Source organism: Janthinobacterium sp. HH106 (assembly GCF_001758725.1).
Taxonomy (GTDB): domain Bacteria; phylum Pseudomonadota; class Gammaproteobacteria; order Burkholderiales; family Burkholderiaceae_D; genus Janthinobacterium.
Map to the genome: position 1 here is coordinate 13962 of NZ_LRIC01000003.1, position 15188 is coordinate 29149.

Here is a 15188-nt window from a genome sequence, read left to right on the forward strand (position 1 = left end):
CGTCAGCCCGGATTATTGTCGATGTCGTCGCCGTGGATCTGCACCTTGGACCTGCCGCGGATGATGATTTCATCGGCAACCAGTTCAATGCGTCCCGGCGTGATGGTGATGCTGGACGTACCTACCGTCATCGTGTGCGAATCGGCGGCCGTGAGTGTGCTGTCGGCGCCGACGATGACGCTTTTCGCCAGGCCGATCTGCTCCGCCTGCGCCAGCACCACGGTGGTGTTCATGGCGCCGATGACGGTGGTCTGGTAGGCGGCGCCGATGGTCAGCACCTTGGCCAGGCCGATCGTTTCGTCCTTGGCCAGGGTCACCCGTTCCGAGCGGTGGCCGTCGATCTGCACCTGCTCGTTGCCGCCCACGTGTTCGCGGCGGTTGTCGCCGATGTCGATGTGTTCGTCGTGGTCCACACGCTCCCTGCGGTTGTTGTGCACGGTGATGTCTTCATCGTGGTCCACCGTCTCCGTGCGGTCGCGCTTGACGTGCACGGTTTCATCGCGGTCGACGGTTTTGCGCCGGTCGTTGCCGACCCAGTGCGATTCGTCATGCTCGACTTCGATGCGCTGGTCCTTTTCCGCATGCAGCCACAGCTCTTCCGCATCCTTGCGGTCTTCGAAGCGCAGGGCGTTGGCGTGCGCGGCGGAACCTTTTTTTGACGAGCGGCTCAGCATGCCGCTTTGCGTCTTGTTGGCCGGTAGCTCCCATGGCGGCATGTTGCGCGCGTTGTAGACGCAGCCGATGATGATGGGCATGGCGACGTTACCGTCGAGAAATTGGACGGCCACTTCCATGCCCACCCGGGGCAGGCTGATGTGGCCGAAATTCGGGCCGGCCCAGTTCGATATCACCCGTATCCAGGGTGAACTCTTGTCGTCGAAGGTACCGAGTCGGTCCCAGTGGAATTGCACCTTTACCCGTCCGTAACCATCCGTGTGGATTTCCTCGCCGGGCGGCCCGACCACGGTGGCCGTCTGCACGCCGTAGATCTTCGGTTCGCGGCTATGGAAGTTGCGGCCGGGGCGCCAGGGGATGTCACGGGCGATGCAGGTGAATGTGTTGCTGTAGTGAGAGGTGGCGCCGTGTCCCTGCTGATAGTTGTTGCTGGCGTAGTGGTGCACGGACAGGATCAGGTATTCGCTGGCTGCGCTGTCGAAATGCCCGCCCAGGGTGAACCAGCGTCCCGGTTGCGCCGTGCGGTCGTTGCCTTGCGCCTCGAACAGCTGGCCCTGGGCATCGCGCTCTTCCATGCGGCGCTGGGCCAGCTGCTCGCCATCATCGATGTTTTTAAAACCGTAGCTGCCCGTGTTTTCATATACCTCCAGGGCGGGCACGGCGCCTTGCCGGTTCAGCGAGTCGCGGCTGGCGCGGGCGCTGCGCGGATTCTTGAAATTGAAGCTGGCTACCGTCATTTGGCTTGGGGCCATGCGCCGCACCGTGCTCCATTGATGCACGCCATCGTCTTCCAGGGAACCGGCCTGGTGCTGGAAGGGCATTTCGCTCAGATCGCCATCGATGGGCTTGCCGGTGGTGCTGTCGTCGGACAGCCACAAGGTGTGGCCGTCAACGCGGTGTTCGTAGCGGTAGTGCCATCCCAGCTGCTCCCAGTGGCGGTGCAGCAGGTTGTGGTCGCTCTCGTTGTGCTGGCATGTATAGGTGATGGCGGGGTCCAGGCCGCTGGCGGCCAGCTTGTAGTCGCGCATCAGGTAGTCATCGAAGACCTTGTCCGTCAGCGCTGCCACCGTCAAGCCGTGGAAGGCGACATTGTTTTGCCGCAAGTGCAGGTGCGACAGCCACGGTTCCAGCACCATTTCATAGAAAGCAAAACCGCCGTCCGTGCGCAGGAAGCGGAATTCGAACACATAGCCATTGAAGTAGCGCAAGCTGCCGTCTTCGCGCACCAGTTCGATGGTCACCATCTTGCCCATCACTTTGTCGAGGGCGATGGCGGCGTCGTCGGACAATACTTCCACCACATAGGAAAAATCGCGCGACAGGTTTTCGCTGGCGGCCAGGCTGTTGGCCAGGAACTGGACGCCGGCAGGGCCGTCGCCATGCGGAAAGTGCAGGCGCAGCAGGCGCTGGCCCTGCATGTCGCCCACTAATGCCGTCCATGCCGCCGTCGTATCGGGGAACTGGCTCATCGTGCATCGCTTCACGTTAGGAATCGTTGGCCGACTGTAGCAATAGCGAACACAAGCGTTTTTGCGCGGCAACAAGATTCAATCGTTGAGTGAGGGCATCAATTGCATTTCGTAATGCATGTCATCGCGGTGGCGCGGCGTTGTTGCATCGCCGAGGAAACTGTTGCGGCCGAGGCCAGCTTGCCCGGTGGCCGTCAACGCCATTCCCCGCACATCGCTGGCGCGCAGCACCAGCACGATGTCGTAGCGCACGAGCGGCTGACGGAACAGCGTCAGCATGTGCCGCAGCGCCGCGCTGGCCGGGGCGCGCGGCAGGAAGCCGGCGTGCTGTTCCGCGGTGAGCGGGCCGAGGCGCAGGCGCACGGCCAGGTCCGGGCGGCGGCAGCGCTCGCCGACGGTGGCGCGCTGGCCCAGCACGGCGTTTGCCATGCCCAGCGCCGTTTGTTCGCGCGGCGCCAGCACGTCCATGGCGCCCGTCGCCTCGTCGATATGGCAGGGCACGCCAAAGTGGTCGGCGAGGATGCGCGCCATGACGACGGACGAGATGTTGCGCTGCTGGAGCAAGCCGCTGTACAGGCCGGCGGCGGCCTCGTCCTGGCTCGGGCGGCATGCGGCCAGGGCCAGCAGGCGCGTCAGGAAGTCCCCGCTGTGGCCGGCTTGCTCGATGCGGTATTTTTGCCAGGCCTGGTAAAACAGGACGACGGCGCGGCTGGAAAACAGGTCGAGAAAAGCGCGCGGGCTATTCTCTCGTTCGCTGTACTGGTGCGCGGCAATGCGCTCCGAGTAGTGGCTGGGCAAGCTGCCCTGGCAACCGAGCAGGCCCATGAAGGTGGGCGTGATGTGGATATGGTGTACATGACCCGACAGCAGCGCCTGCAGCAAGGCATCGGCGTCGGCGATGCCGTTTGTCGTGAGCGTCTCGACCTGGCTGGCTGGAAAGCGCAGCGAGACGCTATTGTCGAAGCGCATGACCTTCGCCAGCGCCGCGTGTTCATCGATGCCGTGTTCGGCCAGCCAGGCCAGCAGCAGGCGCAGCACCTGGAAGCACTCGAAGCGCTGCGGCGCGTCGAGCAATTGCTGGATCACGCTGGCGTGGCGTCGGCGCTGCGTTCTGGGCATCGTAGGATTTCCTCGCCGCTGCGATGGGACAGCAGCGTCAGTTGGCTAAAGCAGTTGAGCTGGCTGTTCAGGGCGAAGTAGCGCTGCAGCACCTGCGCGAAGATGTACACGCTGCTGCCGACAAACGCTTGCTCGTCAATGCCCAGGCGGATGGCGATGCCGGGCATCAGGGTGGGAAACGGCACGGTTGGCATCCACGCGCGCGTGCTGCCGTGCTCGAGCGTGACGATGCCCTGGATCAGCCGTTGCGTGGTGGGCGAATGGGGCAGGTCGTACAGGCTCAGCATTTTCTGGAAGTCGCCCAGGCCAGCCTGCGTCAGGCTCGAGTAATTGAGCGACAGGTGCGCGATCAGGCGCCAGTGCGTGTCCGCCGGGAAACGCATGCTGGGCGTGGGCTTGCGCAGGAAGCGCGCGGGGATGCCGTCGGGCACGTCTTCGGCCAGCAGATCGCCGCCGGGCAAGCCGTAGTGCAGTTGCGTGGGCAAGTCGCGGTTGCTGCACAGCAGCTGCGTCGAGACGGTGGCGCAGGCGGCGCTGCCCGGCGAAAACTGCGGGTCGATCAGGCTCAGGCGCATTTCATGGCCGGGGCTGATGGCTGCCACGGCTTCGTCGCGACGCGCCAGCCAGTATTGGCCATGCTCAGTCCGAGAACCCTGCAGCGTGACATACAGCGGCAAGAAGGTGCTCAGACGCTCGCCGGCCTCGTCCTTGCGCACCAGGGTGACGGTCTCGATGCTGTGGATGTCGTAGGCAAACGCATGCGTGGCATCGGCCACCAGCGCGGAGTCGGGCTCCGTGTGCGTGAGGCGGATCGGCACGCCGGACTTGGCAAACAGGTTGACGACGGGCGTGCAGCCTGGCAGCAGGTTGTCGCGGCTGACGCCGGAGAGCAGGCGCGCCTCGTGGCTGTCGCTGCGCACGCCTTTGAGCGGCAGGTGCAAGGTGAACTGGCGGCACTGTTTCGGCAGCAAGGCGGCCAGCAGGGACCAGGCGACGTCGATGAAATGGAATTTTTCCGGGAAGGAGAAATACTCGGTCAGCAGGCGCAGGGCCGGGTGCGAGCGGGCGGAAACGGGGATCAGCGCATCGTCGTCGGCATAGCCGGCCGGCGCCAGCGGCATACCGTCGACGGCCAGCCACGGACTGTGTTCGTCCAGCGCTACATACGCGCCCGTGCTGCGCAGGAACAGGGCGTCGAGCAGGGCCGCGCGCACGGACGGTTCGCCATCGGCAAACAGGCGCAGGCTGGACAAGCCGGCCTGGTCCAGGCGGTAGTTGTCGCTGCTGCTGGTGAACTGAATGCTGAGCAGGGCGCTGGCACCGGCGGGCAGGCGCAGGCCGGGCGGCGCGTCGATGAGCGGCGAAAAATGCAGGCGAGAAATAGCCAGCGGCGCCAGGGTCACGTCATACGCGCTGGTGAATTTGCAGGCCACGCCCTGCACCGGCTGCGAGCGCAGCACGGTGCCGCGCGCCACATGTGCCACCTGGGCCAGCTGGCCGCCGCCCGGCGCTTCGTCGGCGGCGATGCGCACGATGGAGCACGAAGGAAAGGGCCGCAGATAGTGCGGGTACAGGCTGTCGAGCAGGGAATGGGTGAATTGCGGATAGGCGTCGTCGAGGCGCTTGGCGACCCTGGCCGTGAGCAGGGCGACGGACTGGATCAGGCGCTCGACGTGCGGGTCTTCGCACGTCTCGCCGGCGATCAGCAGGCGCCCGGCCGCCTTCGGATAGCGGCTGGAAAACTCGCGCGTGTACTGGCGGAACAGGCCCAGCTCACGCTCATAATACGGCAGCAGTTGTTCCACGGTCGCGCTCTCCGCCAGCAGGAAAGCTTCATGCTGGCATCAGGCGCGACGGTGGGTGTTGATGAGAAACAATGATTCTTAGAAATGGTATTCCGCGCGTATCATCGGCGTCTTCGCCGTCTGGCCCACGTTGCCCGTGGTGGCGGGCGAGTTGCCGAACTTGTTCTTCCAGTACTGGTATTCCAGGCCCACGCGGAAGGTGTTCTTGGCGCTGCCCAGGGCCGCGCCCACGTCGTACATCACTTGCATGTCGATATTTGTTTCCACGGCCGTGTCGCGCCCCACTTCATCCTTGCCTTTCGAATCGATGAGGTTGAAGAAACCTTCGAACGAGAACAGCGGCGACAAGGGGATGGCCCAGGCGCCCGTCAGCATGGCGTGCGTTTTATACGTGTAGCGGCCCGTCACTTGCGAGATGGGCGGGAAGGCGCCGCTGGGGGCATTGCTTTCGCGCAGCAACAGCAGGCTGGTGTTGAAGAAGCCGGGCACGTCCCACATCAGCGTGGGGCCGGCCACCAGCATGCGCTTGCGCGAGTTGTAGCCGACGTCATTCTTCGTGTTGACGTCGAAGCCCAGGGTCACGCCGACGCCGCGCACGGGGCCGAACTTGATGTCGCTGCCGCGCACCTTGCCGATGTCGATGGTGTTGCGGTACACCAGGTAGGCCTCTTGCGCGCCGGACGTTTTACCGAGTGCGCCGGGGTCCTTGCTGTCGGACATCAGGAAGTCCAGGTTGACGAAGTTGCTGCCGTATTTGTAGCCGCTGGCGTGCGTGATGGCAAAGATGTTTTTCTTGATGTCGTCCGGGTTGAACGGCTCACGGTAGTCATTGCCGGCGCGCCAGCTCAGCGCGGTATCGCTCCATTCGGCAGCCTGGGCGGTCGCGCCCACGCCCAGGGTGGTAGTGAGGCAGAGCAACAGACAAGGTAGGTTTTTTGGCACTTTCGGCTCCTGATGGCGGTGTTGGAAAACGGGAACTGGGATGGCTGGGCGCAGGGGGGAACCCACTGGCGCGCAGGTAGCGCTGCGGTGGGGCATTGCGCGCCGTTCAATCCATGATGCGAGAAGCGCCGCGCTGGGCGATATGTCTTATCTGCATACTTACTATCAGTTCTTGCATATAATCATCGCACCTTCTCAGCCTTGCGGGGCAAGGCGGCCGCTGTAAAGCTGATAATTTTTTTTAAAATTGTATACAGGTGTTGTTTTTTTGTGGAAATAGAAATGCGCGCCGCCACACCATCCCCCAAGCGCCGCGGATGCCGATAGGATAGAGACAAGAGCTTGAATTTTTCCACCGGCGATGATGCCGGCGACCCCGCAGCGAGGCACGAAAAAAACAATGACGGCACGCCTGGAATTACACGACATCAGCAAGCGCTATCCGGCCGTGGTGGCCAATGACGGCATCGACCTCACCGTCGCGCCCGGACAAATTCACGCCGTGCTCGGCGAGAACGGTGCCGGCAAATCGACCTTGATGAAAATCATCTACGGCGCTGTGCAGCCCGATCGCGGCCGCATCCTGTGGAATGGCCGCGAGGTCGAGATCGCCAACCCGTCGGCCGCGCGCGCGCTGGGCATCGCCATGGTGTTCCAGCACTTTTCCCTGTTCGATACCTTGACGGTCACGGAAAACATCGCCCTCGGTTTGCCCGCCGGCACCAACATGGCGGAGCTGGCCCAGCGCATCGAAGACACTGCGCGCCAGTACGGCCTGGACCTGGAACCGCAGCGCCACGTGCACACGCTATCCGTCGGTGAATGCCAGCGCGTGGAAATCGTGCGCGCCTTGCTGGCCAAGCCGCAACTGCTGATCCTCGATGAACCGACGTCCGTGCTGACGCCGGGCGCCGTGGAAAAACTGTTTGGCACTTTGCGCCAGCTGGCGGCCGAAGGTTGCAGCATCCTGTACATCAGCCACAAGCTCGACGAGATCCGCGCCCTGTGCCATACGTGCACCGTGGTGCGCGCCGGCAAGAACGCGGGCGTGTGCGACCCTTCGCAAGAGTCGGCGGCCAGCCTGTCGCGCATGATGATCGGCGCGGAGCCGCCCGCCGTCACGCGCGTCGCGCGCGCGCCCGGCGCGGCCATGCTGAGCGTGCGGCAGCTGGATTTGCCGAAGAGCCATCCGTTCGCCACGCAATTGATCGACATCCATTTCGACGTGTGCGCGGGAGAAATTGTCGGCATCGCTGGCGTGTCCGGCAATGGCCAGCAGGAATTGCTGGCTGCCCTGTCGGGCGAGGACCTGCGCGCGGCTCCGGCCAGCATCGTGCTGAACGGCACGCCTGCCGGGCGCTTGCCGCCGGGACGCCGGCGCGCCCTCGGCTTCGGCTTCGTGCCGGAAGAGCGGCTGGGACGCGGCGCCGTGCCCGACATGGGGCTGGCCGACAACGTCTTATTGAGCTTGCAGACCCCCGCCACCATCCGCCACGGCTTCCTGCGCCGTGGCGCGATTGCGCAGCGGGCGGCCGCCATCATCGCCCGCTTTCAGGTGAAGGCGGGCGGGCCGCAGGCGCTGGCGCGCAGCCTGTCGGGCGGCAACTTGCAGAAATACATAGTCGGACGCGAAGTCATGCGCGAACCCACGGTGCTGCTGGTGGCGCAGCCGACCTGGGGCGTGGACGTGGGCGCGGCCGCGCAAATTCGCGCCGAACTGCTGGCGCTGCGCGACGCTGGCTGTGCCTTGCTCATCGTGTCGGAGGAACTCGATGAGTTGTTCGAGATCAGCGACCGCCTGCTGGTGATGGCAAAAGGAAAGATTTCACCGTCGCTGGACGTGGGCGAAGCCAGCGTGGATCTCGTGGGGCAATGGATGAGCGGGCTGTGGCCGCAGGAGGCTGCCCATGGCTAAGTTTGCCTTGCGCCTGGAAGCCCGTCCTGCACCGTCGCGCCTGATGTCGTGGCTATCGCCCGTGCTGGCCGTGCTGCTGACCGTGCTGTGCGGCGCGCTGCTGTTTGTTGCGCTGGGACACGATCCGCTGGCGGGCCTGGCCGTGTTCTTTGTCGAACCCTTGCGCGACGCGCACGGCTGGTCCGAGCTGGGTCTCAAGGTGGCGCCTTTGCTGCTGATCGCCGTGGGTCTGGCCATCTGCTTTCGCGCCAACATCTATAACATCGGCGCGGAAGGCCAACTGACCCTGGGCGCCATCTGCGGCGGCGCGGCGGCCCTGTACCTCGATGACGGCGTGGGCAGCGCGGCCATCATCGGCGTGTCCCTGCTGGCCGGCATGGCGGGCGGCATGGCGTGGGCGGGCCTGGTGGCGTGGCTGCGCGACCGCTACAACGCCAGCGAAATCCTCGTCTCGCTGATGCTCGTCTACATTGCCCAATTGCTGCTCAGCTATCTCGTGTACGGCGTGCTGCGCGACCCGGAAGGATTCAATTTTCCCCAGTCGAAACTGCTGTCGGACGGCTTGCTGTTGCCGATGCTGATCAGCGACACGCGCTTGCACGTGGGCATCGTGTTTGCCTTGCTGGCCTCGCTGGGCGGCTGGCTGTATCTGTCGCGCAGCATTGCCGGCTTCCGCCTGCGCGTGGGCGGCATGGCGCCGGCCGCCGCCCGCTATGCGGGCTTTTCTTCGCGCAAGACCTTGTGGTCGTCCTTGCTGATCTGCGGCGCCCTGTCGGGCCTGGCGGGCGCGTGCGAAGTGCTGGGACCGATGGGGCAGCTCACGCCCACGGTCTCGCCCGGCTATGGCTTTGCCGCCATCATCGTCGCCTTCGTGGGGCGGCTGCATCCGGTCGGCGTGATTTTTTCCAGCTTCGTCATGGCCCTGTTCTATATCGGCGGAGAACTGGCGCAATCGCGCCTCGGCTTGCCCAGCGCCATCACGGGCGTGTTCCAGGGCATCCTGCTGTTTGCCTTGCTCGCCTGCGACGTGCTGATCCAATACAAACTGGGCTGGAGGAAACATGGATAACCTGGCCCTGACGATAGCGCCCTTGATTGCCGCCAGCATCAATGCGGGCACGCCGCTGATGCTCGCCGCCCTCGGTTTATTGGTGAATGAAAAGGCGGGCGTGGTGAACCTGGGCGCGGAAGGCATGATGCTGGTCTCGGCCATCACGGGCTTTGCCGTGGCCGTCAATACGGGCAGCCCCACTCTGGGCTTTCTGGCGGGGGCGGGCGCCAGCATGGTCCTGTCCGGCTTCTTTGCCTGGCTGACCGTGTGGCTGGGCACGAACCAGTACGCGACGGGCCTGGCCTTGTCTCTGTTCGGCGCGGGCGCGTCCACGTATATCGGCTTGAAGTACGTGGGCAACAGTCTGCACAATGGCCGCTTCGGCATCCCTTTATTGGAAGACATTCCCGTGCTGGGGCCGGCCCTGTTCCGCCAGCATCCGATGGTGTATCTGTCGCTCTTGCTGTGCGTGGCCATCGCCTGGTTTTTGTACCGCACGCGGGCAGGATTGGTGCTGCGCGCCGTGGGCGAGTCGCCAGCGTCCGCGCATGCGCTCGGCTATCCCGTGCGGCGTATCCGCCTGGCGGCCGTGCTGTTCGGCGGCGCCTGCTGCGGCCTGGCCGGCGCGTTTTTGTCGCTCGTGTACACGCCGCTGTGGGTCGAGGGCATGGTGGCGGGGCGCGGCTGGATCGCGCTCGCGCTGACCACGTTTGCCACCTGGCGTCCCGCGCGCGTGGTGGGCGGCGCCTACCTGTTCGGCGGCATCACGATATTGACGTTCCACGCGCAGGCGCTGGGCGTGCCCGTCGCCTCGCAACTGCTGTCGATGCTGCCGTATGTGGCAGCCATCGTCGTGCTCGTGCTCATTTCCAGCAATGCCAATTACATCAAGCTCAACATGCCCGCTTCGCTGGGGAAAAATTTCAATCCCGGAAATTAATCACTCACCACAAGGAAAACCATGTCCAAGAAATTACTGTGCGCCGCCGTTTGCAGTGCCACGCTGATGTCCGCCATGCCTGCCATGGCCGCCGCGCCGGCCGCCGCTCCACTGAATGTCGGTTTCGTGTATATCAGCCCCATCGGCGACGCGGGCTGGACCACCCAGCACGATCAGGCGCGCAAGGAAATGGAAAAGGCGCTGGGCAACAAGATCAGCACCAGGTTTGTGGAAAACGTGCCGGAGAGCGCCGATGCCGAGCGCGTGATCCGCGACCTGGCGCAAACGGGCAGCAAGCTGGTCATCACGACTTCGTTCGGCTACATGAATCCCACCTTGAAAGTGGCGAAACAATTTCCTAATGTGAAGTTCATCCATCTGACGGGATACAAGACGGCCGTCAACGTGGCCAACACGAATGCCCGTTTCTACGAAGGCCGCTATCTGGCTGGCGTATTGGCGGGAAAGATGAGCAAGACCCACGTGGCCGGCTACGTGGCGGCATTCCCCATCCCGGAAGTGTTGCAGGGAGTTAACGCCTTCACGCGCGGCATGCGTAGCGTCGATCCGAAGGCGGAAGTGAAAGTGGTGTGGGTCAATAGCTGGTTCGACCCGGGCAAGGAACGCGACGCGGCCATCACCCTGATCGGCCAGGGCGCCGACGTGGTCACCCACCACACGGACTCGACCGCTGTGGTGCAGGCGGCGGAAGAGAAGGGCAAGTATGCGATCGCCTACCACTCGGACATGAAAAAGTACGGGCCGAAGGCGCAGCTGGCCGCCGTCACCCACCATTGGGGCGACTACTACACGAAGCAGGCGCAGGCCGTGCTGGACGGCACGTGGAAGTCCAGCAGCACCTGGGGCGGCATCAAGGATGGCATGGTCAAGCTGGAAGGCATCAATGCGGCCGTGCCCGCCGACGTGAAACAGTTTGTATTGGCGCGCGAGAAAGACTTGGTTGCTGGTAAGCTCAATCCTTTCAGCGCGCCGATCAAGGATAACGATGGCAAGGTGCGCCTGGACAAAGGCGTGCTCGACGATGCGGCGCTGACGAAGATGGATTATTTTGTCGAAGGCGTGGCAGGGAAAGTTTCCGGAAAGTAATAGGGTTGCGTATAAACTTGCTGTAATATTGCCGGAAACGGGAGCAGGGCCGGGGATACATGCGCGTTCCCGGCCCACCCACACAGCAGAGCCTAATAGGCCCGTACCGGAGATTGACCCATGGACAGACTGGAAGTATTCAAGATTATCGCGTTGCAAGCGAGCAAGGGCGAGCTGACGTTCCCCGCCAACGTCAAGGCCACCTTGAAGCTGCAGGAAGCGCTGGACGACCCCGATTGCCATATCGAAGCGGCCGCCCGCATGGTCATGGCCGAGCCGCTGCTGTCGGCGCGGGTCGTGGCATTGGCCAACTCGGCCGCCTACAACCGTTCCGGCAATGAAATTGCCAATGTGCGCGCAGCCGTTTCGCGCCTGGGCTTTGCCACCTTGAAATCGATGGTGGCGTCCGTCATCGTGCGCCAGCTGGGCAGCCAGATCACGGACCCGCAATTGCGCGCCAAGGCGGCCAGGCTGTGGGAACATACGGCCCACGTGGCCGCGCTGAGCCAGGTGATCGCCCGGAAAGTCACGCACGTGGACGTGGAAACGGCCATGTTCGCCGCCATCGTGCACGAGGTGGGCGGCTTTTATCTGCTGTCGCGCGCCGAGGAATATCCGGGCCTGCTCGACGACAATACCGAAGACTGGATCGAATACGGCGAAAAGCTGATCGGCCGCGGCGTGCTGCGCCAGCTGCAAGTGCCCGACATGGTCTTGCAGGCCGTGGAAGGCATGTGGCACGGCGGCAGCACGTTCCCGCCCCGCACCTTGGGCGCGACCCTGGTGCTGGCCAACGATCTGTCGCCCGTCGGCTCGCCCCTGCACCCGCCGGAAAGCGCCGCGCGGCGCCAGGCGGCGGCGAAGATCGATTTCGGTATCGGCGGCAGCACCCTGCATACGATACTCGAGGAATCGGCCGAAGAGATCGAATCGCTGGCGGCCGCCTTGCTCGTGTAATTTACTCGGCCATGACATCCCCGCCTTGCCGCGGGGATTTTTTTCGTCCGCATTTTGCAGCGCCTGCCCCATGGCATACAATCGCCGGCCCGGCTATCCGCCGGACTGAATGTCTCCTCTTATCCAAAGGATCTTATGCAGAAGCTGTTTTCTTCCTTGGCCTTGACGGCGCTGGCGTTTTCCGCCCAGGCCGCTACCGGTTTGCCCGTGGTGCAGGAAGCGCCCTTGCGCGCCCACCTGGCCTTCCTGTCCAACGATTTGCTCGAAGGCCGGGGCACGGGCCAGCGCGGCGCCGACCTGACGGTGGCGTACCTGGAAACCCAGGCGCAGATGGCTGGACTGCAACCCGTGCGCGGCAACAGCTACCGCCAGAGCGTGCAGATCGCCGGCGTGAAGTCGCTGCCTGCCGAAAGCAGCCTGCAGGCCGTGGCCGGCGGCAAGCCCGTGCCGCTGGCGTTCGGCCCCGACTGGGTGTGGGCCACGGGCGACTCCGTTGCCGCGCACACCTTCGACGCACCGCTCGTGTTCGTCGGCTACGGCATCACGGCGCCGGAAGAGGGCTGGAACGATTTCAAGGGCGCCGATGTCAAAAACAAGATCGTCGTCATGATGGTCAACGACCCGCAGCCGACCGCGCTTGAGCCGAACCGCTTTGCCGGCAAGGCGCTGACCTATTACGGCCGCTGGACCTACAAATTCGAGGAAGCCAGGCGCCAGGGCGCGGCGGGCGTATTGTTGATCCACACGAAACCATCGGCCTCGTACGACTGGAGCGTCGTACAGAACAGCTGGAGCGGCAGCGAACGCTTCCAGTTGGCGGACCGCACGGCCGGCACCCCGCTGCAGGGCTGGATCGCGGAAGACGCGGCGCGCCGCTTGTTTGCTGCGGGCGGGCAAGATCTGGACGCCTTGCGCGTCAAAGCGGAAAACAAGGATTTCCAGGCCGTCGCCTTGAACGCCAAGCTGTCGGGCGAGATGAAGTCCATCGTGCGCAAGGTGGAGCAATTCAATATCGCGGGCATGGTGCCGGGCACCGACCCGACATTGAAAGATGAAGCCGTCATCTACAGCGGCCACTGGGATCATCTGGGCAAGCAGGGTAAGGATGACGAAAAAGCGGGCGACACCATCTACAACGGCGCCGTCGACAACGCTTCCGGCATTGCCGGCTTGCTGGCCATGGCGCAGGAAGCGGTGAAAAAGCCGGCGAAGCGCACGCAGATCTTCCTGTGGGTGGCGGCCGAAGAGCAGGGGCTATTGGGCAGCGCCGCCTACGCGGCCGATCCGCTGTGGCCGCTGGACAAGACGGCCGCCGCGCTGAACCTCGACAGCCTGAACTTCGTCGGCGCCACGCATGACATCGGCGCGCAGGGCAGCGAGCGCACGGAGCTGGGGGCGATGGCCGCCACGGTAGCGAAAGCCATGGGCATGCACATGGCTGCCGCGCGTCCCGACTTGGCCGGCGGCTATTTCCGCAGCGACCATTTCAGCTTTGCCAAGGCGGGCGTGCCCGCGTTTTCCATCAATGGCGGACGCGAGTACATCAAGGACGTGGCCGCGTCGAAAGCCAAGGCGGCCGCTTACGGCCCCCGCTACCATCAAGTCACCGATGAGTACGACGCCAGCTGGGATCTGTCCGGCATGACGCAGCAGGCGCAGTTCACCCTGAACCTGGGGCAAGCCGTGGCGAATACGGCCAGGATGCCGGCCTGGAAGGCGGGCGACGCGTTTGGCAAGGCGCGCGAGCAAGCCGCGAAATAAGACGTGGTCTGTGCAAACAACGTTGTCGGATTACGCGCGGCCTCGCCGCGCCTCGGCGGCCCCGCTAATCCGACCTACGCTTGTTCGCTTGGAGCAAGTGCGTAGGTCGGGTTAGCGCGCCAGCGCGTAACCCGACAACATTGTTGGCCCCGCAGCGCCGGATCAAGCCGCCCGTTCCAGCCTGCGCTGCGTATGCCGATACTTGCTCCACACGATCAGCAGCAACAGCGGCATGGCGCCGCCCACCATGCACAGGGCGGGCCAGCCGCCGGCGGCAAAGCTGGCGCTGGCCAGGGCCGAGCCAGCGGAGGCGCCGATGAAGCCGCCCGCGATGAAGACGGTGGTGACCCTGGCCCGCGCATGGGGCGCCAGTTTATAGATGATGGACTGGTGCGTCACTTGCAAACCCATCACGCCCATGTCCAGCAGCACGATACCGATCAACAGCAGCGCCAGCGAATGGGCGCCGAAGCCGATCAGGGCCCAGCCCGCGATCGAGGCGACGGCCAGCAGCCACGTGGCCTGGCGCGCATAGCCGCGGTCGGCCATGCGGCCCGCCGTGTTGGCGGCAAAGGCGCCCGTGGCGCCGGCCAGGCCGAACAGGCCGATCTGCATTTCCGAATAGTAGTACGGCGCGCCGCTGAGCAGGAAGGTCAGGCCCGTCCAGAACACGCTGAAGGTGCCCAGGCCCAGGCCCGAGAACAGGGCGCGCTGGCGCAGCAACGGTTCCTGGCGGATGATGTCGGCCAGGGAAGCCATCAGCTTGCCGTATTGCAGCGTGCCACGCGGCGCCTCGTTGGGCAGGATGCGGCGCAGCATGACGAGCAGGGCGGCCACGACGATGGCGGCCAGCACGTAGACGGTGCGCCAGCCACCGCTGATCTGCGACACGGTACCGGAGACGGTACGCGCGAGCAAGATGCCCAACAACAAGCCAGTCATGACGGTGCCCACCATGCGGCCCCGGCTGTGGTCGGGCGCATACGAAGCCACCATGGCCGTGACCACCATCAAGGCGCTGGCCGTGATCCCCATCAGGACGCTGGCGATGGCAAAGACGATGATGTTCTGACTGGTAGCGGCCAGCAGCAGGGCACCGATCTTGGCAATCAGCATCCACGTCAGCAACTGGCGGCGGTTCAGTACGTCACTGAGGGGGACCAAAAACACGATGCCCAGCACATAGCCGATCTGCGTGGCCGTGACCAGGTAGCCCGCTTGCGGCACGCTCACGCCAAACGAGGCGGCCAGCATGGACGTGAGCGGCTGCACATAGTACAGGCTGGCGACGAGCACGCCGGCGGACAGGGCGAACAACAGGATGCGGGTGGAGCTCAGCAGGGTGCTGGCGTCGACATTCGATGGTGCGGATTTCATGCGGTACAACTTTCTTGGAATGATGCTTTTGGATCAGCATGATAGCGGGGCTGCGCATTTCTTGCCGGGC

The 15188-nt window shown here is 64.3% G+C and carries 11 protein-coding genes; 6 read left to right on the forward strand and 5 right to left on the reverse strand.

The features are described 5' to 3' along the window. Positions 1-2: 2 nt before the first annotated feature. The 4 genes from tssI to JAB8_RS03685 form a co-directional block, all read right to left on the reverse strand. A complete protein-coding gene (tssI, locus tag JAB8_RS03670) occupies positions 3-2144 on the reverse strand; it encodes a type VI secretion system tip protein TssI/VgrG (protein ID WP_070288573.1) in 2142 nt (713 codons plus the stop codon). A gap of 78 nt (positions 2145-2222) precedes the next feature. Beyond that, positions 2223-3263 (reverse strand): type VI secretion system baseplate subunit TssG, encoded by a 1041-nt coding sequence (tssG, locus tag JAB8_RS03675; RefSeq protein WP_070288574.1) that lies wholly within the window; start codon positions 3261-3263, stop codon positions 2223-2225. Next, positions 3227-5068, reverse strand: a complete 1842-nt coding sequence (tssF, locus tag JAB8_RS03680; RefSeq protein ID WP_070288575.1) for a type VI secretion system baseplate subunit TssF — start codon at positions 5066-5068, stop codon at positions 3227-3229. Before tssF ends, tssG begins: the two co-directional genes overlap by 37 nt. 78 nt (positions 5069-5146) lie before the next feature. Continuing rightward, the gene (locus JAB8_RS03685; protein WP_227742111.1) at positions 5147-5986 is read right to left on the reverse strand and encodes an outer envelope protein; all 840 of its coding nucleotides are present in this window, start codon (positions 5984-5986) and stop codon (positions 5147-5149) included. A 424-nt stretch (positions 5987-6410) separates the two neighbouring features. Here JAB8_RS03685 and JAB8_RS03690 point away from each other — a divergent pair, with 424 nt between their 5' ends. The 6 genes from JAB8_RS03690 (at position 6411) to JAB8_RS03715 (ending at position 13741) form a co-directional block, all read left to right on the forward strand. Then, positions 6411-7925, forward strand: a complete 1515-nt coding sequence (locus JAB8_RS03690) for an ABC transporter ATP-binding protein (RefSeq protein WP_070288576.1) — start codon at positions 6411-6413, stop codon at positions 7923-7925. Continuing rightward, a complete protein-coding gene (locus JAB8_RS03695) occupies positions 7918-8994 on the forward strand; it encodes an ABC transporter permease (protein ID WP_070288577.1) in 1077 nt (358 codons plus the stop codon). The genes JAB8_RS03690 and JAB8_RS03695 overlap by 8 nt, the downstream gene beginning before the upstream one ends. Continuing rightward, on the forward strand, positions 8987-9916 hold the full coding sequence (locus JAB8_RS03700; RefSeq protein ID WP_070288578.1) for an ABC transporter permease: 930 nt from the start codon (positions 8987-8989) through the stop codon (positions 9914-9916). Before JAB8_RS03695 ends, JAB8_RS03700 begins: the two co-directional genes overlap by 8 nt. 21 nt (positions 9917-9937) lie before the next feature. Then, positions 9938-11023 carry a BMP family ABC transporter substrate-binding protein gene (locus tag JAB8_RS03705; RefSeq protein ID WP_070218150.1) on the forward strand — a complete coding sequence of 362 codons (1086 nt, stop codon included), beginning with the start codon at positions 9938-9940 and terminating at the stop codon, positions 11021-11023. Between the two features lie 120 nt (positions 11024-11143). Continuing rightward, on the forward strand, positions 11144-11980 hold the full coding sequence (locus tag JAB8_RS03710; protein ID WP_070218149.1) for an HDOD domain-containing protein: 837 nt from the start codon (positions 11144-11146) through the stop codon (positions 11978-11980). Between the two features lie 135 nt (positions 11981-12115). Beyond that, entirely contained in the window at positions 12116-13741 is a 1626-nt protein-coding gene (locus JAB8_RS03715; RefSeq protein ID WP_070288579.1) for a M28 family peptidase, read from the forward strand. Positions 13742-13903: 162 nt separating this feature from the next. Here the strand turns inward: JAB8_RS03715 and JAB8_RS03720 are convergent, their stop codons facing one another. After that, positions 13904-15118: an MFS transporter gene (locus JAB8_RS03720; RefSeq protein ID WP_070288580.1), complete on the reverse strand. Its 1215-nt coding sequence runs from the start codon at positions 15116-15118 to the stop codon at positions 13904-13906. Between the last annotated feature and the right edge of the window lie 70 nt (positions 15119-15188).

Coding starts and splice junctions, on each gene's coding strand:
- JAB8_RS03705 (WP_070218150.1), top strand. CDS start 9,938: ATGTCCAAGAAATTACTGTGCGCCGCCGTTTGCAGTGCCACGCTGATG.
- JAB8_RS03720 (WP_070288580.1), bottom strand. CDS start 15,118: ATGAAATCCGCACCATCGAATGTCGACGCCAGCACCCTGCTGAGCTCC.
- tssI (WP_070288573.1), bottom strand. CDS start 2,144: ATGAGCCAGTTCCCCGATACGACGGCGGCATGGACGGCATTAGTGGGC.
- JAB8_RS03690 (WP_070288576.1), top strand. CDS start 6,411: ATGACGGCACGCCTGGAATTACACGACATCAGCAAGCGCTATCCGGCC.
- tssG (WP_070288574.1), bottom strand. CDS start 3,263: ATGCCCAGAACGCAGCGCCGACGCCACGCCAGCGTGATCCAGCAATTG.
- JAB8_RS03700 (WP_070288578.1), top strand. CDS start 8,987: ATGGATAACCTGGCCCTGACGATAGCGCCCTTGATTGCCGCCAGCATC.
- JAB8_RS03715 (WP_070288579.1), top strand. CDS start 12,116: ATGCAGAAGCTGTTTTCTTCCTTGGCCTTGACGGCGCTGGCGTTTTCC.
- JAB8_RS03695 (WP_070288577.1), top strand. CDS start 7,918: ATGGCTAAGTTTGCCTTGCGCCTGGAAGCCCGTCCTGCACCGTCGCGC.
- JAB8_RS03710 (WP_070218149.1), top strand. CDS start 11,144: ATGGACAGACTGGAAGTATTCAAGATTATCGCGTTGCAAGCGAGCAAG.